General features: G+C 67.9%; 28 protein-coding genes. 19 read left to right on the top strand and 9 right to left on the bottom strand.

Annotated elements, in window-relative coordinates:
• The first annotated feature begins 1 nt into the window (after window position 1).
• The 5 genes from LT974_RS10000 (at window position 2) to LT974_RS17770 (ending at window position 5,113) form a co-directional block, all read left to right on the top strand.
• A complete protein-coding gene (locus tag LT974_RS10000; RefSeq protein WP_232587525.1) occupies window positions 2–649 on the top strand; it encodes a YIP1 family protein in 648 nt (215 codons plus the stop codon).
• Between the two features lie 51 nt (window positions 650–700).
• The gene (locus LT974_RS09995; protein WP_269069861.1) at window positions 701–937 is read left to right on the top strand and encodes a hypothetical protein; all 237 of its coding nucleotides are present in this window, start codon (window positions 701–703) and stop codon (window positions 935–937) included.
• Window positions 938–1,017: 80 nt separating this feature from the next.
• The gene (locus LT974_RS09990) at window positions 1,018–3,120 is read left to right on the top strand and encodes a DHH family phosphoesterase (protein WP_232587524.1); all 2,103 of its coding nucleotides are present in this window, start codon (window positions 1,018–1,020) and stop codon (window positions 3,118–3,120) included.
• A gap of 52 nt (window positions 3,121–3,172) precedes the next feature.
• Window positions 3,173–4,819, top strand: a complete 1,647-nt coding sequence (locus LT974_RS09985) for a tRNA uridine(34) 5-carboxymethylaminomethyl modification radical SAM/GNAT enzyme Elp3 (RefSeq protein WP_232587523.1) — start codon at window positions 3,173–3,175, stop codon at window positions 4,817–4,819.
• Window positions 4,820–4,987: 168 nt separating this feature from the next.
• The gene (locus LT974_RS17770) at window positions 4,988–5,113 is read left to right on the top strand and encodes a hypothetical protein (protein WP_269785380.1); all 126 of its coding nucleotides are present in this window, start codon (window positions 4,988–4,990) and stop codon (window positions 5,111–5,113) included.
• A 381-nt stretch (window positions 5,114–5,494) separates the two neighbouring features.
• Here LT974_RS17770 and LT974_RS09980 read toward each other — a convergent pair whose 3' ends face one another.
• Entirely contained in the window at window positions 5,495–6,715 is a 1,221-nt protein-coding gene (locus LT974_RS09980) for a methionine adenosyltransferase (RefSeq protein ID WP_232587522.1), read from the bottom strand.
• Between the two features lie 81 nt (window positions 6,716–6,796).
• Window positions 6,797–7,417: a class IV adenylate cyclase gene (gene cyaB / locus LT974_RS09975; protein WP_232587521.1), complete on the bottom strand. Its 621-nt coding sequence runs from the start codon at window positions 7,415–7,417 to the stop codon at window positions 6,797–6,799.
• 117 nt (window positions 7,418–7,534) lie between these two features.
• On the opposite strand from cyaB, the gene LT974_RS09970 reads away from it, so the two are divergent.
• Both LT974_RS09970 and LT974_RS09965 read left to right on the top strand, forming a co-directional pair.
• A complete protein-coding gene (locus LT974_RS09970) occupies window positions 7,535–7,735 on the top strand; it encodes a DUF7511 domain-containing protein (RefSeq protein ID WP_232587520.1) in 201 nt (66 codons plus the stop codon).
• Between the two features lie 72 nt (window positions 7,736–7,807).
• Complete coding sequence (locus tag LT974_RS09965; RefSeq protein WP_232587519.1) at window positions 7,808–8,737, top strand: FKBP-type peptidyl-prolyl cis-trans isomerase; 930 nt, start codon at window positions 7,808–7,810, stop codon at window positions 8,735–8,737.
• A gap of 73 nt (window positions 8,738–8,810) precedes the next feature.
• On the opposite strand, the gene LT974_RS09960 is transcribed toward LT974_RS09965, so the two are convergent.
• Both LT974_RS09960 and LT974_RS09955 read right to left on the bottom strand, forming a co-directional pair.
• Window positions 8,811–9,437, bottom strand: a complete 627-nt coding sequence (locus tag LT974_RS09960; RefSeq protein ID WP_232587518.1) for an RAD55 family ATPase — start codon at window positions 9,435–9,437, stop codon at window positions 8,811–8,813.
• 27 nt (window positions 9,438–9,464) lie between these two features.
• Window positions 9,465–10,073, bottom strand: a complete 609-nt coding sequence (locus LT974_RS09955; protein ID WP_232587517.1) for a MinD/ParA family ATP-binding protein — start codon at window positions 10,071–10,073, stop codon at window positions 9,465–9,467.
• 120 nt (window positions 10,074–10,193) lie between these two features.
• On the opposite strand from LT974_RS09955, the gene pyrB reads away from it, so the two are divergent.
• The 3 genes from pyrB to LT974_RS09940 all read left to right on the top strand — a co-directional run bounded on the left by pyrB (window position 10,194) and on the right by LT974_RS09940 (window position 12,712).
• The gene (gene pyrB / locus LT974_RS09950; protein WP_232587516.1) at window positions 10,194–11,105 is read left to right on the top strand and encodes an aspartate carbamoyltransferase; all 912 of its coding nucleotides are present in this window, start codon (window positions 10,194–10,196) and stop codon (window positions 11,103–11,105) included.
• Window positions 11,098–11,556: an aspartate carbamoyltransferase regulatory subunit gene (gene pyrI / locus LT974_RS09945; RefSeq protein WP_232587515.1), complete on the top strand. Its 459-nt coding sequence runs from the start codon at window positions 11,098–11,100 to the stop codon at window positions 11,554–11,556. Before pyrB ends, pyrI begins: the two co-directional genes overlap by 8 nt.
• A gap of 277 nt (window positions 11,557–11,833) precedes the next feature.
• A complete protein-coding gene (locus LT974_RS09940; protein WP_232587514.1) occupies window positions 11,834–12,712 on the top strand; it encodes a hypothetical protein in 879 nt (292 codons plus the stop codon).
• On the opposite strand, the gene LT974_RS09935 is transcribed toward LT974_RS09940, so the two are convergent.
• From LT974_RS09935 to LT974_RS09925, 3 genes are all read right to left on the bottom strand, one after another.
• Window positions 12,713–13,537 (bottom strand): hypothetical protein, encoded by an 825-nt coding sequence (locus LT974_RS09935; protein WP_232587513.1) that lies wholly within the window; start codon window positions 13,535–13,537, stop codon window positions 12,713–12,715.
• A 94-nt stretch (window positions 13,538–13,631) separates the two neighbouring features.
• Window positions 13,632–14,093, bottom strand: coding sequence for a GNAT family N-acetyltransferase (locus LT974_RS09930; RefSeq protein ID WP_232587512.1), 462 nt, complete (start codon window positions 14,091–14,093; stop codon window positions 13,632–13,634).
• Between the two features lie 33 nt (window positions 14,094–14,126).
• On the bottom strand, window positions 14,127–14,684 hold the full coding sequence (locus LT974_RS09925; RefSeq protein ID WP_232587511.1) for an NUDIX domain-containing protein: 558 nt from the start codon (window positions 14,682–14,684) through the stop codon (window positions 14,127–14,129).
• Window positions 14,685–14,831: 147 nt separating this feature from the next.
• Here LT974_RS09925 and LT974_RS09920 point away from each other — a divergent pair, with 147 nt between their 5' ends.
• Window positions 14,832–15,068 carry a DUF1918 domain-containing protein gene (locus LT974_RS09920; protein WP_232587510.1) on the top strand — a complete coding sequence of 79 codons (237 nt, stop codon included), beginning with the start codon at window positions 14,832–14,834 and terminating at the stop codon, window positions 15,066–15,068.
• Window positions 15,069–15,119: 51 nt separating this feature from the next.
• Here LT974_RS09920 and LT974_RS09915 read toward each other — a convergent pair whose 3' ends face one another.
• A complete protein-coding gene (locus LT974_RS09915; protein ID WP_232587509.1) occupies window positions 15,120–16,361 on the bottom strand; it encodes a sulfatase-like hydrolase/transferase in 1,242 nt (413 codons plus the stop codon).
• Between the two features lie 2 nt (window positions 16,362–16,363).
• A complete protein-coding gene (locus LT974_RS09910; protein ID WP_232587508.1) occupies window positions 16,364–17,296 on the bottom strand; it encodes an alkaline phosphatase family protein in 933 nt (310 codons plus the stop codon).
• Window positions 17,297–17,456: 160 nt separating this feature from the next.
• Here LT974_RS09910 and LT974_RS09905 point away from each other — a divergent pair, with 160 nt between their 5' ends.
• The 8 genes from LT974_RS09905 to psmA all read left to right on the top strand — a co-directional run bounded on the left by LT974_RS09905 (window position 17,457) and on the right by psmA (window position 23,244).
• Window positions 17,457–18,470, top strand: a complete 1,014-nt coding sequence (locus LT974_RS09905; protein WP_232587507.1) for a lysylphosphatidylglycerol synthase transmembrane domain-containing protein — start codon at window positions 17,457–17,459, stop codon at window positions 18,468–18,470.
• 64 nt (window positions 18,471–18,534) lie between these two features.
• A complete protein-coding gene (locus tag LT974_RS09900; RefSeq protein WP_232587506.1) occupies window positions 18,535–19,497 on the top strand; it encodes a hypothetical protein in 963 nt (320 codons plus the stop codon).
• A gap of 36 nt (window positions 19,498–19,533) precedes the next feature.
• Complete coding sequence (locus tag LT974_RS09895; RefSeq protein WP_232587505.1) at window positions 19,534–19,953, top strand: RNA-binding protein; 420 nt, start codon at window positions 19,534–19,536, stop codon at window positions 19,951–19,953.
• 9 nt (window positions 19,954–19,962) lie between these two features.
• Window positions 19,963–20,619 (top strand): trimeric intracellular cation channel family protein, encoded by a 657-nt coding sequence (locus tag LT974_RS09890; RefSeq protein WP_232587504.1) that lies wholly within the window; start codon window positions 19,963–19,965, stop codon window positions 20,617–20,619.
• 70 nt (window positions 20,620–20,689) lie between these two features.
• On the top strand, window positions 20,690–21,394 hold the full coding sequence (locus tag LT974_RS09885; RefSeq protein WP_232587503.1) for an RNase P subunit p30 family protein: 705 nt from the start codon (window positions 20,690–20,692) through the stop codon (window positions 21,392–21,394).
• Entirely contained in the window at window positions 21,378–22,025 is a 648-nt protein-coding gene (locus LT974_RS09880) for a class I SAM-dependent methyltransferase (protein WP_232587502.1), read from the top strand. Before LT974_RS09885 ends, LT974_RS09880 begins: the two co-directional genes overlap by 17 nt.
• The gene (locus LT974_RS09875; protein WP_232587501.1) at window positions 22,022–22,498 is read left to right on the top strand and encodes an Rpp14/Pop5 family protein; all 477 of its coding nucleotides are present in this window, start codon (window positions 22,022–22,024) and stop codon (window positions 22,496–22,498) included. The genes LT974_RS09880 and LT974_RS09875 overlap by 4 nt, the downstream gene beginning before the upstream one ends.
• Before the next feature lie 2 nt (window positions 22,499–22,500).
• Window positions 22,501–23,244: an archaeal proteasome endopeptidase complex subunit alpha gene (gene psmA, locus LT974_RS09870; RefSeq protein ID WP_232587500.1), complete on the top strand. Its 744-nt coding sequence runs from the start codon at window positions 22,501–22,503 to the stop codon at window positions 23,242–23,244.
• Window positions 23,245–23,259 lie beyond the last annotated feature (15 nt).

Below are 23,259 nucleotides of genomic sequence, written 5' to 3'. Positions count from 1 at the left end.
GATGACCACGTGGGTCGAGCCGGAGGGCGGCCGCGAACGCGGGCCGGTCGGGCTCGCGAAGGCGTTCACGCAGGTGCTCGTGAACCCGACGACGTTCTTCGAGGAAGCCGTCTCGCCGGGCGACCAAGCCCCGGGACTGGTGTTCGCGATGGCGGTCGTGCTCGTCTCGCAGGGAACGCGACTCGCGCTCGCCCCCGGGCGTGCGCTGGAGTTTCCGGCACCGTCGTGGCTCGCCGCTACGCTCACGCTCGCGCTCGCCGTGCTCCTGATTGCGCCCGCCGCGTTGCACGCGCTGTCGGCTGTCGAAACACTCGTGCTCGCCGCTGTCATCCCCGACCGCGGCGGCGTCAGCGAAACAGTCCAAGTGCTCGCGTACGCCAGCGCCCCCTGCGCGTTCGTCGGCGTCGGCGTCCCTGTGGTCACGTTCGTCTGCGGGCTGTGGGCGTTCGCGCTGCTCGTGCTCGGGACGCGCATCGTTCACGACACGTCGTTCGCGCGCGCTGCGGTCACCGCGCTCGCACCCGGCGCGCTCGCGTACGGCTCCGGATTCGGCTGGTTCGCCGCGACGACCGCGCTGTTCCCGTGGACTGCCGACTACATGCCCTGGGTCGGGCGTGCGGTCGAGGCCGCCGCAGTGCTCGGAGTTTAGTGGGCGCACTCCCAACGCCGGTGCGTGCTCAACGTCAACTTCTCGGACCTCATGTTCGAACTGAAAGACGGTGCGGTCAAGCACGTCGGCCCGTCGAACACGGCCGCCGACGCGAAGCTCTTCGACGTCGAAGCCGCAGAAGCCCGCGAGTTCGGCGACAAGCGCGTCAAACTCGTCTTCGAGGACGACAGCGGCAACGAAGTACAGGTCGCGCTGTTTCCCGAGGACGTCCGCGACGTCGTCGACGACGTGGAAGCGCTGGAGGCCGACAGCCCCGTCTTCGAGTAGCTCGCGAGCGCGACTGTCACCGCGTGGAACCGACGAGCTTTCGATAATCGTTTACGGCAGCACCCGCTCTTTCGAAGCAAATGGGTACGTGTATCATCTGCGGCTCCTCCACGGACGGCCGTGTCTGTGACACCCACGAGGAGGACGTCGCCTTCGAGTTCCGCGGAGATTCTCCCGACCAACTGACGCCCGGCCGCTACTACAAAGGCACTATCGACGGCTTCGCCGAGTTCGGCGCGTTCGTCGACATCGGTGATTCCGTCACCGGCCTGCTCCACCGCAGCGAAGTGCCCGGCCGCCTCGAATCGCTAGGCTGGGACGCCGGCGACGAAGTGTACGTCCAAGTTACGGACGTCCACGACAACGAGAACGTCGACCTCGGCTGGTCGATTCGACAGGACGACCGCGACTTCCGCGGCCACCTGGTCGACGACCCGAGCGCGGAGTCGGACGCGGAACTCCCGGAGGGCGACGATTCCGACGACGAACAGGACACCGAGACCAGCACCGCGGACGGCGGCACGCCCGTCCCCGAAGACGACGCCGAGTTCGAGTTCGGCGACGAAGCCGAAGACGCCGAAGCGGAGGACGAGTCGGAAGCCGAAACCGAGGCGGACGAGGAAGCCGAAGCCGCCGCCGACGAAGCGGAAGTCGCGGAGAGCGAAGCTGCGGAGACCGAGTCCGAGGAGAGCGAATCGGAGCGCGTTCCGATTGCCGACCTCGACAACTACGTCGACGAACGCGTCACGATCGAGGGCGAGCTCGCGAACGCCCGGCAGACCAGCGGCCCGACAGTGTTCGAACTCGCCGACGAGACCGGTGCCGTGGACTGCGCCGCGTTCGTCGAAGCGGGCGTCCGCGCCTACCCCGACATCGAAGCGGGCGACGTCGTCCGCATCGTCGGCGAAGTCGAGCGCCGCCGCGGCGAACTCCAGGTCGAGACCGAGGACCTCTACGAACTCGAGGGCACGGACGCACAGTCCGTCGAAGCCCGCATGGAGGACGCGCTCACCGAGCGCGCCACGCCCGAGACGACTGAACTGCTCGCCGAGGACGACGCGGTCGAAGCTGTCACCGACGACCTCGTCAACGCCGCGACGGTTATCCGCCGCGCCGTCGTCGAAGCCCGCCCGGTCATCGTCCGCCACACTGCGACCGTGGAAGGCTACGTCGCCGGCACCGCCATCGAGCGCGCGCTCCTCCCGCTCATTCGGGACGAACACGAGCGCGAAGATGCCGAATACCACTACGTCGACCGGCGACCGCTCGACGACGCGTTCTACACCATCGACGACGCCACTGGCGACGTGACGTCGATGCTGGAAGCCGCCGAGCGCCACGACGAGAAACACCCGCTGTTCGTGCTCGTCGGTGCCGGCTCCACCAGCGAGTCCACCGACGCCATCGACCTGCTGGACATCTACGACGCGGATACGGTCGCCATCGACGGTGGCTACACCGACGACGCCGCGGGCGCAGACGTCCTCGTCAGCCCGACGGAAGCCGGCGAGAACCCCGTGAACACGGGTGCGCTCGGCTCGCAGCTCGCCGCGTTCGTCAACGACGACGTCCGCGAGGACCTCTCCCACCTGCCCGCCGTCGCGTACTGGGCCGACACGCCCGACGCGTACGCGGACCTCGCCGCCCAGACCCACTACAGCCCGGACACGCTCGCCGACCTCCGGGACGCTATTGCGCTGGAAGCGTTCTACCAGTCCTACGAGGACAAGCGCGAACTCATCTCGGACCTGCTCTGGGGGGAGGCCGACGACTCGCTCATCGAGCACGTCTCCGAGCAGTTCCGTGAGCGCCTCGAAACGGAAGTTTCGACCGCCGAACCCCACCTCGACGTGCGCGGGCAGGACGGCGTCGCCTTCGAGACGCTGGACGTGGACGCGTACACGCACGAGTACGACTTCCCGCCGGTCGACCTGCTGCTGGACGCGCTCTACCGGCGTCGCGACCGCGCGGACGTGCTCGTCGGCGTGAGCGGCGACGAGATTCGCGTCCGCAGCGACGACGCGGTGGACGTGCGCGCCGTCGGCGAGACGGTCGCCGACGAACTCCCCGAGGCCGGTGTCGAGCCGCGCGGCGCACGCGACGGCCGCATCGAGTTCCTCTCGGGAGAGAAGGACGCGGTCGTCGACGCGGTCGTCGACGCCATCACCGACCAGCTCGCCTAACTGCGACCCGGCAACGACACGCTTTTTCGCTCGCGGCGGCTTCTACGGAGTAATGAGCGCGGACGCCGACACCGCATTCGAGGCTGCCTGCGAGGAGCTCGTCGAACGAATCCTCGACGGGGACGTCGGCAAAGACGACGTCGAGAGCGCGAAGCTCGAAGTGTGCTCCGAGTACTCCGCACCGAAGGTGCCCAAGCACTCCGAGTTGCTGGACTTCGCGCCCGAGGACCGCCGCGACGACCTCGAAGAAGTCCTCCAACGAAAACCTGTGCGGACCGCGTCGGGCGTGACGCCGGTCGCCATCATGACGAGCCCGCACATGTGCCCGCACGGCAAGTGTCTCTACTGCCCGGGCGGGCCTGCCAGCGAGTTCTCGTCGAGCCAGTCGTACACGGGCCACGAGCCCGCCGCCGCCCGCGGCGTGCAGAACGACTACGACCCCTACGGGCAGGTGACGCTGCGGCTCCACCAGCTCCGGGAAATCGGCCACCCCGTCGACAAGGTCGAACTCATCCTGATGGGGGGGACGATGACCGCACGCAGCCACGACTATCAGGAGTGGTTCGCGAAGCGCGCGCTCGAAGCGCTGAACGACTTCGACCCCGAGCAGGAACCGAACCCCTCCGAGACGGAGTCGTTCGCGCAGGCCCCCGAGGCGTACGACTTCTCCTACCTCGAAGACGTCATCTCCGAGAACGAGCACGGTGACATCCGGAACATCGGGACGACCTTCGAGACGAAGCCCGACTGGTGTGACCCCGAGCAGGTGAGTCGGATGCTCGACCTCGGCGGCACCAAAGTGGAGGTCGGCGTGCAGACGACCTACGAGCGCATCAATCGCGAGATGCACCGCGGACACGGCGTGCAGGCGTCCATCGACGCGAACCAGCGGCTCCGGGACGCCGCGTTCAAGGTCGGCTTCCACATGATGCCGGGCCAGCCGGGCATGAGCAAGGAGATGTGCCTGGAGGACTTCCGGCGGCTGTTCGAGGACGAGAAGTGGAAGCCGGACTACCTCAAAATCTACCCGACGCTGGTGGTTCGGGACACCGTCACGTACGACATGTGGCGCAACGAGGAGTTCCAGCCGCTGCGGAACGAGGAAGCCGCCGAGCTCGTCGCGGAAATCAAGGAGATGATTCCGCGGTACACGCGCCTCCAGCGCGTCCAGCGGGACATCCCCGCGGACCACATCGACGCGGGCGTCTGGAAGTCGAATCTCCGCCAGCTCGCCCGCCAGCGCATGGACGAGCACGGCTGGACGTGCGACTGCATCCGCTGCCGGGAGGCCGGGATGAACGACGAGGAGCCCGAGAACGTCGAACTCGACGTCATGACGTACGACGCTGCGGGCGGCACGGAGCACTTCATCAGCTTCGAGGACTTCGAGAAGGACCTCCTCGTCGGGTTCGCGCGCCTGCGCTTCCCGAACGACCCAGTCCGCGACGAACTGGAGAACGCGGCACTCCTCCGCGAACTCCACGTCTACGGCGGCGAAGTCGGCGTCGGCGACGACACCGCGGACGGCCAGCACCAGCACCAGGGCTACGGTCAGCGCCTGATGACGCGCGCCGAGGAGATGGCCGCCGACGCCGGCTTCGGGAAGCTCAGCGTCATCTCGGGCATCGGCGCGCGCCAGTACTACAAGCAGAAGCTCGGCTACCGGCAGGACGGTCCCTACGTCAGCAAACCCCTCTAAGCTTCGCTTACCGAGCGGTTCGAAGTCCTCGTGAACGAAGCGAACAAGGGCACGCGAGAGCTTGCTCTCGCGGCGAACCCGAGGCGACCGATTCACCGCGAACGAACCCGGTAAGTGAGCGGGCCGACGAACGACCGAAGGGAGTGAGGAGTGCTTTTGGCCGAGCTTTTGCCGAGTGAGGCGCATCGCGCCGAACGCAGCGCAAAAGGTCGTCGTGGCATCGGCGCGCGCCAGTACTACAAGCAGAAGCTCGGCTACCGGCAGGACGGTCCCTACGTCAGCAAGCAGCTGTAGGCAGGTTGGGGCTCACAGGCGGCCAGTTCTCGCGGAGCGTTCGCCGCGCTCGCCGTACCGATTGCTCGGCTCGGAGCGCCCCGCGACGAGATTCAGGTCACGCGCAGGGTTGGCTCCGTATTACTATTTGAACCTACGCGGCCAGTAGCGGCGAGCATTCGCGCGGCGGAGCCGCGCGATTCATCGCGAGCCTTCAGCTCGCGGGCCGACGAGCGACTAACGCGAGCGTAGCGAGCGGCAGGAGTGGTTCGAAAGGCGCTTCGCGCCTTTCGTCATCACGAAAGACGGCTCCGCCGTCTTTCGAACGACGAGGAGTGCTTTTTCCGCAAGTTTTTGCCAGGGAGGGCGCCGCAGGCGCCCTCCCACAGCAAAAAGTGCGTTTTAGAAGGTATCGAGTTCGCCGTCGATGACGCGCTGGGTGATGTCGGTGATGTTTGCGAGTTCGGCGTCGACAATCTTCTGGATATCGGGTTCGACGTCGGACACGTCGAGGCCGTCTTCGGTGACGACGTGGACGTCGGCGACGTGGGGTTGGTCGATGGGGCGGCCGATTTGGGAGAGGAGGCGGACGCGGAGGTCGCGGATGCCGTCCACTTCGTCGACGATGCTCTCGGCGATTTCGGTGGACAGGAGGTTGTAGATTTTCCCGATGTGGTTGACGGGGTTCTTCCCGGAGGTGGCTTCCATGCTCATCGAGCGGTTCGGGGTGATGAGGCCGTTCGCGCGGTTGCCGCGGCCGACGCTGCCGTCGTCGCCCTGTTCGGCGCTCGTGCCGGTGGTAGTGAGGTAGATGGAGCCGGATTCGTAGTCGTCGGCGGTGTTGACGTGGACGGTGACGTCGCGGTTGGTGTGGTCGGTAGCGAGGTCGTGGACGTGCTCGCGGAGCGCCTCGACTTCGGCCTCGTAGGCGTCGAGGTCGTCGACGTGGGCGTCGACGAGCGCGGCGGCGACGGTGAGGTCGATGTGGCCGCCTTCGCGTTTGCCCATGACTTTGACGTCCTCGCCGACGGCGGGATTGGCGTCGCCGTAGGGGCCGTTCAGGGACTGTTCGGTCTCGTAGACGATGCGCTCGGTCTCGGTGAGGGGTGCGTGGCCGACGCCGAAGCTGGTGTCGTTGGCCATCGGGACGGCGGGGCCGTCCTCGACGAACACTTCCTGGAGGTCACCGGAGCCTTCGCCGAGTTTGACGTCGACGATGACGTCCGTTTCGAGGTCGAGGTTCGGGAAGTTCTCGCGGAGGTAGTCGCGGGCGGCTTCTAGCGCGATGGACTCGACGGGGATGTTGTACTCGACGCCGTCGTCGTCGACGTAGTGGCTGGTCGCGCGGCCGACGACGAGCACGTAAATCGGGTCGACGACTTCGCCGCCGCCGAACGCGGGCGCGGCGGTGCCGGCGACGAGCTGGGTCTCGTCGGTGTTGAAGTGGAGGACTTCGCCGACGCGGTCGATGTACTCGCGGGCGAGGCGTTCGCAAACGTGTTCGGCGATGCCGTCGCAGATGGAGTCGGGGTGGCCGAGGCCTTTTCGTTCGACGATTTCGACTTCCTCGTCCTCGACGGCCCCGCGGTCGAGAGACTGCACTTGGATGTTCCGCTCGGTCATTACGCAAGTGTTGCCCGGCTCCGCTTCTATAACTTGCGAAAAGCACGAGGAGGAAGAATATGACCTTCGTGCATACTTCTGTCAGGTGTCGGCGAGCTTGAGCCCGAGATACGACGTCCGAATCTGGTCGTCGGGGCCGAGGCCGAGACGCCGGAGGAGGACGTACGCGTCCTCGCGGGCGGCTTCGACCTCGCTGTCCGATTCGACCTCGGTTTCGACTTCGACGTACTCGCCGACGTCCTCGACGGCGTCCAGCAGCACCTCGAAGTCGTCGACGTGGTGAGTCTCGCGGAGCTTGCGCACTGTCGCAGCGGGCTCGAACCCGAGCCGCGAGAGGATTTCGCGCATCTCCGCGCCGCTCCCGACGGCCGTCTCGAACTCCTCGCGGGACTTCGACTCGGTCTCCAACAGCGGGCCCTTGTACGTCACGCGGGACTCGCCCTCGGCGCGGTACTTCCCGTCGATTACCGCGTCGATGGCGGCCGTGAGCCCGTCTTTGACGGCTCCGCGCTCGAACGTCTCGGCTGCGGTGGCGACCCGACGAACGCGTAACGCTTCGTCAGTCTCCGCGAAGTCGCGGTGTGGCGCGTCGAAGTACGTGTCCGCCTGCGCTACCGTCCCGACGCGCTCGGCGTCGACGTCCGCGAGCGCCGCGCGGACCGCCTCGTGGCTCGCCGGCACCTTCACCTCCACTTCGTACATGCACGAGTGCTCGCGGCCACCCCGGAAAAACACGACGCTTCCGAGGCCTCAATAGAGCTACGTGGGGCTCTTAGCAGGCGTTATCCCGGGGTCCTTCGAAGCCCGAACCGACTCACGATGTCCACCGACAGCACCCGTGGTGCCCGGCAGTCACGCGACGATGTCGACCGCACGCCGCTCGACGCGACCGTCGTCCGCTACCAGAACACGCCGGACCGCTGCACGCTCTCGCCGCCGGACGTCGACGGCGACCGCCGGCTCACCGCGTGGCTCTCCGTCGACGCCGACGCCCTCGTCACATTAGCCGAGAACCGGTGACCGCGCGACCGCCGACGCCGCTCACGGCCGCGAAACGTGATTCTTAAGGGTGGAACGGGAGTGCGTACTGGTATGAGCGACGAAACTGAGGCCGAGACGGCCGACGAATCCGAGACAGAACAGGGCGGACTCCAGGAGGGGGACTTCGTTAAGCTCTCCTACACCGCCCACACGGTCGACAGCGGCGAACTCGTCGACACCACCGACGAGGAAGTCGCCGAGGAGGAGGGCGTCGACACCGAAGAGCAGGAGTTCTCCCCGCGCACCATCGTCATCGGCGAGGGCCACATCTTCGACGACGTCGAGCAGGACCTCGTCGGCAAGGAAGTCGGTGACACCGGCGAAGTCGTCGTCGAACAGGCGTTCGGCGAGTACGACGACGAGGAGGTCCGCACGGTCTCCGCGAACAAGATCCCCGAGGACGAGCGCTACCCCGGTGCGCACGTCGACATCGACGGCGAGCACGGCCACGTCGAAGCCGTCATCGGCGGCCGCGCCCGCATCGACTTCAACCACCCGCTCGCCGGCGAAGACGTCGAGTACGAGTACGAGATTCTCGACCAGGTCGAGGACACCGTCGAGAAGGCCCGCGGCCTGCTCCAGATGTACTTCGACGCCGACCTCGACATGCACCTCGAGACCGACGAGGTCGAAGAGGAAGTCACCGAGGAAACCGAGGACGGCGAGACGGAGACCACGACGGAAACCGTCGAGAAGGAGACGCTGTACATCGAGCAGTCCCCCGAGCTCCAGTTCAACCAGCAGTGGATGATGGGCAAAGATCAGATTCTGAACCAGGTCATCGACATGCTGGACGTCGACCGCGTCATCGTCCAGGAAATCATCGACGGCCAGCCCGCTGGCATGCCCGGCATGATGGGCGGCATGGGTGGCATGGGCGGCGGCGAAGGGCTCGGTGACGTCGAGGAAGCCCTCGAAGACGCCGACGTCGACGCCGACGAAATCGTCGAAGAGCTCGACATCGACGAAGACGAAGCCTAACGTCGACTGCCGACTTCCGGCCGCTCGGCCTATTTATTGCAGCGAAAGTACGACGCGATAGCTCGGGGTCCGTCTACGCGATGTCGCGGCTCGTGTCGACCTGGACGCGTTCGCCGAGGTTCAGCTTTATCGAGGAGTCCAGAGCGTTGCCGCCGCGGAACTTCGGGACGGTGAGCCGGGTCTCGACTTCGTCGTTGGTCTCCTCGACGCGCAGTTTGAACACGACGTCGGCCATGTGTTCGGTGGTGCCGCGGAGGTCGGCGTCGTCGTCGGTGTCTAGACAGTGCAGGACGGCGATGCCGCCGACGTTGCGCATGTGGTTGCCGAGTTCGTTGAGGAAGTTCTCGTAGCGGCCGCGGTCGGCGCGCTCTAACGCGTCGGCGGGGTCGATGATGACCGTCGACTCCGGGGGGACGCTACGGAACGCTCGGCGCGCGTTCTCGATGGCGTCGGCGCCCGGGATGTAGCCGACCTCGGGGTCGCCCGTCGGCGCGTCCGTCGCCTCGAAGGCGTCCCGGACGGCCTGCTCGGTGCGGTTCGTGGTGAGGTAGAGCGTGGGCCGCGGGCGCGTGAGTTCGTACAGCAGTAGCTCTCCCTGACTGGCGGGTGGTGCCTCGTAGGCGACCACCGTCCCGGTCGGCACGCCGCCGCCGAGCTCCCGGTCGAGGACGTCCACGCCGGTGGAGAGCCGCTCGCGCATGATTTCACTGTAGGGGACGGACACAGGTTAAGTATTTGGCTCGACGTAGTCGGCGAGCATCGCGTACGCTGCGGCCGTCTCCGGGGCTTCGAGCGGTGCTGCAGCGGCGGGAACCGGCACGGTGTCGGCGGCCGTCGCGTCCGCGAGCCTTGCTGGGGCGGCGGCCACGCGAGTGACGCCGATGGCGCGGACTGGCGTCCCGACCGCGCGCGCCATCGCGGCGGTTTTGACGGCGTCTTCGATGCCTTCCCGGCTATCGGTCGCGACGACCACGCAACCGTCGGCCGCGCGCAGCGGGCGGGCCGCGGCTTCGCTCGCGCCGGCGGGACAGTCCAAGACGATGGGTCGTGAGTCGGGCAGCGCGTCGAGTGCTGCGGCGAGGTCGTCGCCGTTCGCGTCGCCTGCCGGGAGCACGTCCACGCCAGGAACTGTGGACGACTCGTGGGCGGCCGCAGTCGGGCTGTCGGCGTCCACACCGGGGTCTCGCGGGACGCCCGCACGCAGGTGGAGGTTCGGTGCATCGAGGTCGCAGTCCACGACGAGCGGGCGACGCCGCCGCTCGACGAGCGCGCCCGCGAGACCGAGCGCGGTGGTCGTCTTCCCGCTGCCGCCTTTGCCGCCCGCGACTGCCAGCACGCGAGTGAGTGGTTCCGGCTTCGTACTTGAACTTCGGGCCGGGTGTGGGGAGCGGTGGCACACCCCGGAGGCGGGCGTGCTCCGGGACCTTTACGCTCCCGGGGCTCGCGTACTGAACCGATGCGTCACGACCACCTCCTCACCGCCAAACAGCTCTCGCGGGCCGACATCGAGACGGTCCTCGACAGGGCGGCGGCCTTCGACGACAACCCGGCGGCCGCCGGCGAGCGGTACGCCGACGAGCTGCTCGCGCTGTGCTTCTTCGAGCCGAGCACGCGCACGAAGATGAGCTTCGAGACGGCCGCGAAACGCCTCGGCGGCGACGTCGTCGACATGGGCTCCGTGGAGTCCTCGTCGGTGAAGAAGGGCGAGTCGCTGGCCGACACCGTCCGCGTCGTCGAGGGGTACGCCGACGGCATCGTGCTCCGCCACCCCAAGCAGGGCGCTGCGAAGATGGCCAGCGAGCACGTCGACGTCCCCGTCGTGAACGCGGGCGACGGAGCCGGTCACCACCCGAGTCAGACGCTGTTGGACCTCTACACGATTCGCGAGCACGCGGGCCTCGACGACATCTCCATCGGCATCATGGGCGACCTGAAGTACGGCCGAACCGTCCACTCGCTGGCGCACGCGCTCACGAACTTCGACGTCCGCCAGCACTTCGTCAGCCCGGAGAGCCTGCGGCTGCCGCGCTCGGTGCGTTACGACCTCCACGAGGCGGGCGCACAGGTACAGGAACACGACTCCCTCGACGCCGTCCTCCCGAACCTCGACGTGCTGTACGTCACGCGCATCCAGCGCGAGCGCTTCCCCGACGAGGACGAGTACGAGGCCGTCGCCGGCGAGTACAGCATCACGCCCGAAACCCTCGAAGCCGCGAAAGACGACCTCGCGGTGATGCACCCGCTGCCCCGCGTGGACGAAATCGCGGCCGCGGTCGACGAGACGGAGAACGCGACGTACTTCGAACAGGCACACAACGGCGTCCCGGTCCGAATGGCCCTCCTCGACTTGCTCCTCGACGATGACTGACACTGAACTCCGCGTCTCGAAAATCCAGAACGGCACCGTCATCGACCACGTCTCCGCCGGGGAGGCGCTGCACGTGCTCAGCCTGCTGGGCATCGACGGCACCGAAGGCACGCCGATGAGCCTCGGCATGAACGTCCCCTCCGACCGGCTCGGTCGCAAGGACGTCGTGAAAGTCGAGGGCCGCGAACTCAGCGACAGCGAAGCCGAAGTGCTGTCGCTCATCGCGCCCGAAGCCACCATCAACATCATCCGCGACTACGACGTCGTGGACAAGCGCCGCGTCGAGCGCCCGGAGGAGGTCGGCGGCGTGCTCGTCTGCCCGAACCGCGAGTGCATCACGAACGCGGGCGAGCCCGTCGAGCCGACGTTCGCAGTGCTGGAGGACGGCCTGCGCTGCGAGTACTGCGGGGAACTCATCCGCGAGGACATCACCGCACACCTCCGTGACTGACCGCGAGATGTCGGTGGGGAATCACGGATTCGTGCCGACCCCGCAAAGCGTTTAGTGCCGGCCGCCGATAGTGTCAACCATGGCAGGAAAACTCGTGAAAGCCGCCGCCGCACTGCTCGTCATCGCCCTCGTCTGGAAGTTCGTCGTCGGGGGCGACGAAGCGCCCGAACCCCAGGAAGTCGACCGCATCGACTAGTCGGTCCCGCCCCCACTCCCCGCTTTTTCTGCGCGTGCCGAGAGCGAACGACTTAGGCGGCCCGCCGGCCAACTCGCGTCCATGTACGGCGTCGTCACGCGGAACGCCGAGGAAGTCGAGTGGCCGGAGTTCGACCGCACGTTCTACGAGGTCAAAGACGTCACCGGCCGCCACACCGACCCGCTGGAGGACGCCGTCAGCATGGTGTCCTGCTTCGGGGACAACGCCACCGCCGGCACCGAACCCGACCTCGTGCCCGTCGACGACGAGGGCAACGAGGCCACCCGCGACCAGCCGTACTTCGACTGGTCGTACATCTGCCCGCTCGCCGAGGACTACCGCAACGGCCTCCTGACGGTCATCGAGACGTGCGCGGAGGTCAACGGCGACGTTCGCCTCGACGACGTGGGGTTCCCGCGCGGCGAGTACTGCCAGTGCGAGCGCTGTGAGACCGCGTTCGAGGAATGGGTGGAACAGCGTTCCACCGGAGAGTCGAGCGGGCGGAGCCCGCGAGACACCAAATTCGACGACTGGTACGACTGGCGCGCGAGCGTCGTCACGGAGTTCGTCGCGGAGGCCGCCGACCGCATCCCCGGGACGACGTACCTCACCCTCTACCCCGACCCGTACCCGGGCCACCTCTACGAGCGCGCGGGCCTCGACGTCGAGGCGCTCGCCGAGCACGTCGACGAGTTCGTCGTGCCGCTGTACGACACCAACTACGGGACGACCTACTGGCTGGAGACCATCGCCTCGGGCTTCGCGGACCTGCTCGACGCGCCGTTCAGCGTCGAACTGTACGCCGTCGACGTCGAAGTCGAGAATCTGGTTCACGCCACTGAGGTCGTCGAAGAGTACGCGGAAGGCGTGTTCTTCGGCTACGAGGCGAGCAACGCCCGCGCCACGCTCCGCCGGATGGACGCCGAAGAGCGCGATGGCAAGTCGTTCGGGCCCGAGTAATCAGTCGCCGTACGCTTCGCAAGTCACCCGGTAGTACTGGTCGTCGTGTTCGGCGACGAACGACGCGTCCGGGTCGTAGACCGGGTTTCGCGGCGTGTTCACGAACGGACACCTGACTCCGTTAGCCGCGAGCACGCGCGCGGCCTGCCGTTCGTGTTCGTACGACCGGAGGGAGAGCCGGCAGGTCCCGTCGTCGGCGGGGTCGCAGGCGTCCGCCGAGAAGAGGTCGTCGCGGACCGCGGGGGCGTCCGCGAAGTCCGCTGCCGGTCCGTCGACGGCCGACGCGTCGATTGGTTCGGCGACGACGTCGTAGCCGCCACCCCAGCCGAGTCCGACGCCTAACAGGACGAGCAGAAGCGCGAGCACCGGGAGCGAGCCGGCGAACGTGACAGTCGCGCCACGCGAGGCACCGACGCGCCTGAGGCCCGCCGTCGCAGCAGCGGCGACGAGTGCGACGGCAACCGCGACAGTAGGAAACCCGAGCACGTCGACGAACGCGGCGAGAACCGAGACGACGACGAGCACCGCGAACGCGACGGTAGCACCGACTGCGAGCGTACGAAGCCGGTCGCCAGCAGTGTATTCGGCGACGAGCACCGGCGCGGTAACCGCGAGTACGCCGACGGCAGTGATGTGGAGGACGGACGCCAGCTCGGTCGACGACCACGGACCAAGCACGAGGTAGAACGCGTCGTATATCACGGGCTGGAGCGGGGAGAGGCCGCGCGCGAACACGAGTGCGACGACGATGGCCCCGACGACACCGAACAGCCCGTAGCCAGCTGTCCGGACGACTCGGTCCAGCGACAGGTGGTCGAAGTTCATGGTGAGCAATCGGCCGGCGCGCGAGGAGTGCGAACCGGGATACTTCGAGGTTCGATAGGTGACGGAAAAGCTCTTGCGGGGCGAACGAGGCGCGTCAGAGCTGCTGGCGGAGGCTGCGGAACTTCGGTTCGAAGCCGTGGTCCTCGTAGAACGCCATCGCGGCGTGGTTGTCCACGTGCACGGAGAGACTCGCGTACTCGCAGTCGCGCTCCCGGCCCCACGCCTTCATGCGGTCGAGTAGGCGGCCCGCGATGCCCTCGCGGCGGCGCTCGGCGACGATGTAGAGGCCATCGACGTAACAGTTCTTCCCGCGGGTGTACAGCGCCGGCGACGACGTGACGCCGCCGGAGACGACGCCGACGGGCTCGGGGTCGTACGCGACGAACATCGTGCGGTCGGCGTCGTCCAGCCACCGCGAGCAGTCCTCGTCGGCGACGACGTCGTCGTCGAGGTCGCTGAACGCGGGGTCGAGGGCTTCGGCCTCGCGGTACGCCGGCCGGAGCAGCCGGTCGGCGACGGCCGCGCGTTCGCTGTCTGCCGGCACGCGTACGTCCATTATCGTGGAGGACGCGGACGGGCGAGAAAAGCGCTACGAGAGCGCGCGTTCGCGCCAGCGCTGGAGGTCGCGACGGTCGCGGGTGTCCTCGGGGAGGTCGGCGAACCAGGCGGCGTCCGATATTTCGCCGTCCGGGTCCAGTACTTCGAGGCAGGTGTCGTCGGCGCACGCCTCGAAGACGGGAAGGACGCCCCACGCGGAGTAGCCGCTGGACTCGAAGGCGACCGAGGTCACCATCGCGAGGCCGTGGTAGGTAGCATCGACGCCGGCTTCCTCGGCGAGTTCGCGCTCGGCGGCCTCGCGGAACGTCTCACCGTCGTTGACGCCGCCTCCGGGCAGCACCCAGAGGTCGACGTCGTCGTGTCGCACCAACAGCAGGTCGCCGTTCTCCCGGTAAACGACTGTGTGCGCGCCGTACGGCGCACCAGTCCGTTCGACGCGCTCGGCGAGCGTGCGGAAGCGCTGCCGGGAGACAGAGCGCTGCCGCTCGAACTCCAGAAAGTCGTCGTGGGCGTCGGTCAGCGCGTGGTAGGCGCGTTCGGCGCGCTGTTCGGCACGGCTCGCGAGATACCAGAGGTCATCGACTGGCATCGCGGTGCGGTGGCTGCAGGCGATTCGTGGACGCTCCGAGCGCGGCGAGAGCGGGGGTCATAGCCGGTCGTACGGGCGACGCGCACGTTACCGTTTCGGAGCCACGAAACCGGGTCGCTTTTGAATCGGCCGCGGAAACTTCGTGCCATGAGCTTCGAAGAAGACGACGAGGTCGTCCTCCACGACAAGCACAGCGAGTACGACGGCGAGACCGGCACCATCACGCAGGTCGTCGACACGATGTTCGGCGAGCCCAACTACACCGTCAGCTTCGACGACGGCCAGGAAGCCGGCGTGCCCGAGGACAACCTCGAACTCGCCGAGGACGACGAGAGCGAAGAGGACCCCGACGAGGGCGAGGACGAAGCAGTCGACGACGCCTAACGCGAATTCACCGTTCCCTTTTCCGCCGTTCCCCGTCGACCAGCGACCGCCTTAGAGGTAGCCGAGGTCTTCGAGGCGCTCGTTGATTTCCAGCATCTCGACGTCCGTCGGGTCGACGCCGCGCTCCGGGAGGCGTTCGCGGAGTTCGGCTTCGAGGTCGGGGTCGTCGGTGCGTTCGAGTTCTTGAGAATTCGCCTCGATATCGTAGACGCCGGGCTCCCAGTCGCGCTCGGGGTACTCGACGTACTTGGCGTCGTCGTAGCGGACGGCGCGCGCCCAGTTGCGCTCGCGGTGCAGGGACGCGCCGCACGCCCGCATGTACGCGATGCGGTCCTCGACGCCGGGTTCGATGGCGTCGCCGTCCGTCTCGTGGTCGACATCGAGCACGTCCAACAGCGTCGGGAGGATGTCGATTTGCCGGACTTGGGCGTCCACGGTTGCGGGTTCGACGCCGGGGCCGGCGAGCACGAACGGGACGTTCGTCGTGAAGTCGAAGACGTTCTCGCCGTGCCCGTTCTCGACGAAGTGGTCGTCGACGTCCGGGCCGAACTGGTCGCAGTACTGGTTGATACGTTCGACGACGCCGCGAGTGTCCACGCCGCCGTAGTACTTCACGGCGTCCCGCAGGGACTTCACGGCGAGCCGAAGCGGGTTGTTGCGGTGGGTGATGCTCTCGCCGTGGTCGCCGACGACCGCGACGACTGTGTCGTCGGGGACGGCGTCGACGAGTACCCCGAGTTCGCGGTCGAGCGCGGAGAACGCCCGGCCGTACGGCGTCTCGCCATACTCCGAACTATCGTACTCGCGCGGAACGTGGATGTCCTCGTGAATCTCCCAGAGGTGGACGAACGCCGCGAACGGCTCCGGGAGGCCGGTGAGCCTATCGATTCCCTCCTCGCGCCAGTCGCTGAACATCGACTCGTCGCGGTCCCGGCACTCGTAGGCGTCGAATCCGCGGTCGAGGCCGGTTTCGGGGACGAGCGGGCCGGTCGCCATCGCTTCGGTGTGGTAGCCGGCGTCGCCGAGAACTTCCGCCATCGGTTCGACGTCCGCCGAGAGGCTGCCGCGGCGCAGCGACTGGATGCCGTTGCGCTCGCCGTACGCGCCCGTCAGCAGGCTCGCAACCGCGGGCGTCGTCGTGGTCGCGGTGGCGTACAGTTCGGTGCACTCCTGCCCGCGTTCGCGGAGGCCGTCGAGGAACGGCGTGTCGACGGCGTCTCGGTGCAGGAAGTCCTGTCGGAGGCAGTCCACCACGACCAGTAGGAGGTTCGGGGAGTCGGTAGTGTCGTCCATAGTCAGGTTCGGTAGCCGAGGTCTTCGAGGCGTTCTTCGATGACATCGCCGCCCTCGCCGGTGTCGTCGCGGCCCGCGGCGTCGGGGTCGTGGCTGTACGTGTCCGTCGTGGTCGTCTCCCACCACGGCACCTCGCGGAGGACGGGGAGGTCGACGCCACCCGGGTGGCCGTAGACGTGGTGCTCGCCGAACGCGTTGCCGTGGTCGGCGGTGACGACGACGCGTTCGGCGTCCAGATTCTCGAACAGCAGGGCGAGGTCGTCGAGGACGTATTCGAGGTTCTGGCGGTAGGACTTCCAGGCGTCGGCCTCGCTGCGGTGGCCGAAGCGGAGGTCGTCCCAGACGGACATCTCGTCGTCGCCGAACTCGTCCAGTTCGACGCCCTCGCTGCGCTGCTCGCGCTCGACGACCGAGGGGAAGTGGGGCTGCATGTAGTGGACGACCATGCGGTCGGCGGTCGACTCGCGGCCGGTACGGATGGCGGCGTCCGTCACGGGGCGCGGTGGAATCGTGCCGAGGTCGTCGTCCCACGCGTACCGCCACACCTCGTCGACGGTGTGGAAGCGGTCGTGGTCGATTTTCGACGCGGAGTAGGGGTTGCCGGTGACGTACGCGAGGTCCGCGAGCGCGTCGTCACTAGCTCCACCGAACACCGTCTCCAGCCACTCGACGGAGGAACTCGCAGGCGACGTCCGCGACCCCGGCTCCGCGGGGAGGGAGTCGTAGTCGGCGTCCGCGGCGACGTCCGCGAAGAGGTCCGCGCGGCACGCGTCCAGGAGGACGAGGACGTCCCAGTCGGCGTCGAGCACGGGGTCCGGGTCGGTGGTCGACTGCAGCGAGTACGCCACCAGCGACGCGAGTTCGCGGACGGCGTCGACGCCGCGGTAGCGGAGGTTACGGGCGACGTTAGCCACCTGAGCGGGCACGTCAACCATGGGCGGCTGTGGGCATCTTCTCGTACATTTCCGGGAGAGTACTCGGTGACTCGGTTGTGACGGGCGGAGAAAAAACCTCCTATCGGCGGGGAAGGAGGACGCGGCGACCGCCAGCCACGGATTCGATGGATTGATTCACGCCCGCCCGCCACTCGGAGGCGTGCAGCGAGAGGACCTGCTGGCGACGGCGGCCGGACTCGTGGGCGCAGCCCTCGTGTTCGCGGTCATGTTCTGGGTCGTAGACGCTCGCGAGGTGCTCGCGGCGGCCAGCCGTGCGGACCCGGTGTTGCTCGCGGCCGTCGCGGGCGTGATACTGCTGTGGAACGCGTCGTGGGGGCTGGCACTCTGGAACGTCCTGCGCGCGCTCGACATCCGCATCCCCGTCCACACGGCGCTTCTCGTGAACGCTGCCGGTGCGTTCGCCAACCACGTCACGCCGTTCGGACAGGCGGGCGGCGAGCCCGTGACGGCGTGGCTCCTCTCACAGACCGCCGGCGCGGACTACGAGGTGAGCCTCGCGTCCATCACCAGCCTCGACGCCATCAACGTCGTGCCGTCGCTGGCGTTCGCCACAGTCGGCTCGCTCTACTACGTCACCACCGAGACCGACGGCGAACTCGGGGTCTTACCGCTCGCCGTGATTGCGGCGGCAGTCGTCCTCCCGGTCGTCGCGGCGCTCGTGTGGCGCTATCGAACGACCATTCGCGGCCGGGTGGGCGGCACGGTCGCGTCAGTCGTCCACCGCGTCGTCGGCGCGATTCCGCGCGTCTCCCTGCCCGATGCCGACGACCTCGCCGCCCGCATCAGCGGCTTCACGGACGCCGTCGGGCGCGTCGCCGTCTCCCGAGAACGCCTCGCCGCCGCCGTCGGCTGTTCGGCGCTCGGGTGGGCGCTCCAGGCGTTCGCCCTCTGGGTGACGTTCCTCGCCCTCGACTCGTTCGTCCCCCTCTACGTTCCCTTCTTCGTGTTGCCACTGGGGAAAATCGGGTCGCTGCTCCCGACGCCCGGCGGTCTCGGGGCGACGGAAGCCATCAACGTCACGTTGCTCACGCTGCTGACGGCCGTGAGCGCGCCGACCATCGCAGCCGTCGTCACGATTCACAGCGTCGGCGGCTACCTGTTGACGACGACCGTCGGCGCTGCCGCCACCAGCGCGCTCGGCGTGCGCGCTTGAGCCGCCTCGTTCGGAGTGATTTATACCGCTCGCGCTCTGACGGAGACGCACACGTGACTGCGAGATGAACGGGACGCCCTCGAAAGTCGCCGTCGCGCACTACTGCGAGGGGGCCGGCCACGCCACCCGGATGCTGGCAGTCGTCGAAGAGCTGGAGGCTGCCGGCTACGAGACGGTCATCGCGGGTGGTGGCCCCGGCACGAAGTTCGTCGAAGCCAACGGCTACACCGAGTTCGAGCCGACCGTCGTGGACTTCGTCGACGACCTCCAGGACGGGAGCCTGCTCGACGTCGCTCGGAACAGCGTTCCCGCGCTTTACGAGCGCGTCCAGCAGTACCGCGCGTGGTTCGACGACGAAGCCCCCGCGCTGCTCGTGACCGACGACATCGCCGCGGCTATCGCGGCATCCCTGCACGGCCAGCGCTACGTCTACGTCTCGCACGACCCCGCCGCGTTCTACGCGAATCCCGTCGAGCGCGTCGGCGCGTGGGTCCGTAACCGCATCGCGGGCCGCGGCGCAGAGGCGTTCCTGCTCCCGAAGGCGTGGAGCGGCGACCCCTCGATTCCGGCCGCAATCGACGTGCCGCCGATGGCACCCGCCGGCGACGCACCCGACGAGGACGTCGACGTGCTCGTCGTCCCGAGCGAGTTCAGCATCGACCCCGACCGGCTCGCGGACGCGCTGGAGGCGCAGGGCCGGGACGTGACGCTCGTCGGTGGCGACGACTGGGTACTTCAGGAATCCCTGCAGCCGTTCATCGCGGGCGCGAACCTCGTCATCTGTAGCGGCTACTCCACGGTGATGGAGGCCGCGGTCGCCGGCACGCCGTGTATCGTGTTGCCGGCGACGTCAGAACAGCGCGGCGTCGTCGACGCGCTCGCGGACACCCCCGGCTTCTACGCCGCGGATTCGATTGCGGGCGTCGAAGCGCTCCTCGACGGCGTCGAAGCGCCCCAGCCCCGCGAGAACGGCGCGAAACGCGTCGCCGAAATCGCCGCGACGTACCTCCCGGACAGCCCGCAGTAGCGACGCTTTTACCGCCGCGGCCGCTACCGCCACGTAATGAGCGAGGTTCCGTTCCACTACGTCGACCTCCGGGCGTTCTGCTACGGCACGGAGGACGAGGTTCGCGTCGCCGATGCGCTCGGCCACTTCCTCCCCGAGGAGGTCGCACTCGAACGCGCCGAGAGCGCAGGCCACCTCGGCGACCGTATTGTCGTGCTCTCCGCGCGCGTCGAACGCGCCGACGAGATGCGCCACGTGCTCGGTCAACTCCGGGACGGCGCGGATATCGAGCGCATCCACGAGGAGCTCGACCAGCGCGTCGACGACAACTGCTCGCTGTTCGTCCACCTCGACAAACAGGAGGCGTTCCTCGGCGACGCCCAACTGGGGGACGGCATCGCGCTCCGCGCGAAAGTCGAAGCCTACCCCGCCAAGAAGGAGGCCGCCGTTGAGAACGCCCGCGAAGCGCTGTCGTAGACGAGAATAATGATTCAGGACGTCGTCGCGACGCTGTTCGGCGATCCGTTCGCCGTGATGAACACCGTCGGACTGGTCGCGTTCGCTCTCGTCGGTGCCTCGAAGGCGATCCGCGAGGAGTTCGACGTGTTCGGCATCGTCATCGTCGGATTGGCGATGGCGTTCGCCGGCGGCGCGACGCGCGACCTCCTCGTAGCACGAATCCCGTTAGCGCTACAGTCCCCACTGGAAATCAGTCTGGGATTGCTTGGGGTCAGCCTGGCCATCGCGTTGAGCGTCGTGTTGCCGTCGCCGGACACCCATCCGGTCACGCTCGTCTCGGACGCCGTCGGGCTCGGTGCGTTCGCCACGACGGGTGCCATCGTCGCGTCCGACGCCGGCGTTTCGGCGTTCGGCGTCGTCACGATTGCGACAATCAACGCCGTCGGCGGCGGGGCGTTCGCGGACATCCTCCTCGATAGAGCGCCGTTCATCCTCTTCGAGGACTTCTACGCGAGCTGTGCCGTGCTCGGCGGGGTTGCGTACTGGGCTGCGGGAATGCTCGGTGCGGCCGGGAGTACGGCTGCCGTCGCGTGTGCGGCGGTGACCGTCCTGATTCGATTAGTTGCAGTCGTGTACGACTGGCACCTCCCGACAGTACAGAACTTCGGGCTGTTCGGCGAGTGACCGCTGTCCGTTCCCGGACACGCGACAGCGAACGCACGCGTTTTTACGGATTGACGACGAACGAACAGTCGTGTACGAGGCCGTTCACGCCCACCCGGACGGCGACAGCACCGTCGCGCGGTTCGCCGCGACAGCCGCCAGCGTCGGCTACGACGGCGTCGTCGTGCGGAGTCGTTCGGACGCCCACCCGGACGTCGACCACGAAGCCGTCGCCGAGGAGCACGGCATCGACGTGGTGTCGGGCGTCGAACTCGACGCTGAGAACACGTCGCAGGCCAGCGGCGCTATCGCGAACCTCCGCGAGCAGGCGACCGTGTTGGTCGCGCGCGGCGGGACGCCGGAGTTGAACCGGTTCGTCGCCGAATCGCAGCGTGTGGACGTGCTCGCCGGGCCGATGCGGGGGCGCGGCGACGTCAACCACGTCGTCGTGAAGGCCGCCGAGCGGAACGCGGTCCACCTGGAGTTCGACTTCTCGCGGGTGCTGCGCGCGAGCGGCGGGGAGCGCGTGCAGGCGCTGCGCGGCCTGCGGAAGCTCCGCGAACTCGTCGACCACTACGACGCGCCGTACGTCGTCAGCGTCGACCCCGAGTCCCACCTCCACCTGCGCGCACCCCGCGAACTGCTCGCGGTCGGCGAGGCGGTCGGGTTCGATCGCGACCGGATTCGGGCGGGACTGGAAGCGTGGGGCGAACTCGCACAGCGAAACCGCCACCGGATGTCCGAGGAGTTCATCACGAAGGGAGTCGAACGCGGCAGGTATGAAGAAGACAGTTGAGGAGCACGCCGCGCGCTTCGACGACCTCGCGGCCGACTACGACGAGGAGAAGTCCGCGGAGTACAACGAATGCGTCGCGCTCGTCCTCGAACACGCGAACCCGGACAGCGACGACACTGTTCTCGACTTGGGCTGTGGGACGGGTGCCATCGCGCTCGGGCTGGCCGAGGAGGCGGGCCGCGTCGTCGGCCGCGACATCAGCGAGGGAATGATGGACGAGGCGCGACGGAAGGCCGACGAGCGCGGCCTCGACAACGTCGAATTCGGACAGGGGCAGTTCCGCGAGCCGAACTACGACGGCGAGGTCGACATCGTGACCTCGAATTTCGCGATGCACCACCTCAGCGACGAGGAGAAGCGCGAAGCCATCTCGGTCATTACCGGCCTCGGCCCGCGGCGAATCGTGCTCGGGGACCTGATGTTCTTCGGGGGCGGGGCGCTACGCGCCCCGGAAGCGAGCGGCGAGGAGCCGCGAGCACCGAACCCCGAGGGGCCGTTCTACAGCCCCGAGGTCGACGACCCGGCGACAGTCGGCGTGCTCGTGGACGCGTTCACGGACGAAGGGTACGCAATCACGGCCGTCGAGATGGTTCACGAGCAGGTCGGCGTGCTCGTCGCCGAACGCCCGTGAAACACCTCCCGAAGCATCTCCGGCCGCGGTGGCGTTACCTCGCCGTCGAGCTGGAGGCGTGGCCCGACGCGGACGTCTCGCAGGGGGACTTCCAGCGCAGCGTCTGGTTCGCCGCGCAGAATCTCTACGGGGATACAGGGAGCGCTGACGCCGACCTGCGCGTGCTGCAGTTCGCCTTCGAGGATGGTAGCGGGGAGGCGCTGGTGCGCGTGCGCCACGGCGAAGTCGAGCGCGGGCGGGCGGCGCTGGCGTGCGTCGACGACGTTCGCGACGACCCCGTCAGGGTGGCGGTACGCGGCGTCTCCGGCACGATACGGGCCGCTGAAGAAAAGTATTTAGGACGGCCGAGTGAATCCGCAGCCGAAGCCAGCGTCGCGTTTGCGGGCGATACCCGCCCGGCGGTCCGCCGGGGCGACCTCGTCGACGTCGACTCCGAGGACGGGTACGTGGGCGCGACGGACCCCGACTGCTAACCATGCAAGGACAGAACCAACAGCAGGCTTACGACCGCGGTATCACCATCTTCTCGCCGGACGGCCGCCTCTATCAGGTGGAGTACGCCCGAGAGGCCGTCAAGCGAGGGACGCCCAGCATCGGCGTCCGAACGGACGGCGGCGTCGTCCTCCTCGTGGACAAGCGCATCAGTTCGCCGCTGATGGAGGAGGCGTCCGTCGAGAAAATCCACAAGGCCGACAATCACGTCGGCATCGCGAGCGCCGGCCACGTCGCCGACGCCCGCCAACTCGTCGACTTCGCGCGCCGCGACGCGCAGGTCGAGCGCGTGCGCTACGACCAGCCCATCGGCGTGGAGATGCTGACGAAGGACGTCACCGACCACATCCAGCAGTACACGCAGGTCGGCGGCGCGCGCCCGTTCGGCGTCGCCCTGCTCGTTGGCGGCGTCACGGACGGCGAGCCCCGTCTCTTCGAGACGGACCCGTCGGGGACGCCGTACGAGTGGAAGGCCATCGCCATCGGCGAGGACCGCTCGACAGTGCAGGGCTACCTCGAAGACCACTACGACGAGTCGCTCCCCCTCGACGAGGGCGTCGAACTCGCGCTCCGCGCGCTTGGCGAGATTCGGGAGTCCCTGCAGCCGGAGGGCGTCGGCGTCGCGACCATCGACGCGGAGACCGGGGCGTTCATCGAGCTGTCGGACGACGAAATCCGGGAGTACCTCGTGGAACACGACCTGCTCGGCGGTGAGAGCGGAGGGTGACGATGACAGTACCGA

This window comes from Halobacterium noricense, from assembly GCF_021233435.1.
Taxonomy (GTDB): Archaea; Halobacteriota; Halobacteria; order Halobacteriales; family Halobacteriaceae; genus Halobacterium; species Halobacterium noricense.
Note: the sequence above shows the minus strand (reverse complement) of the source record. Positions and strands in the feature narration are given on the sequence as shown.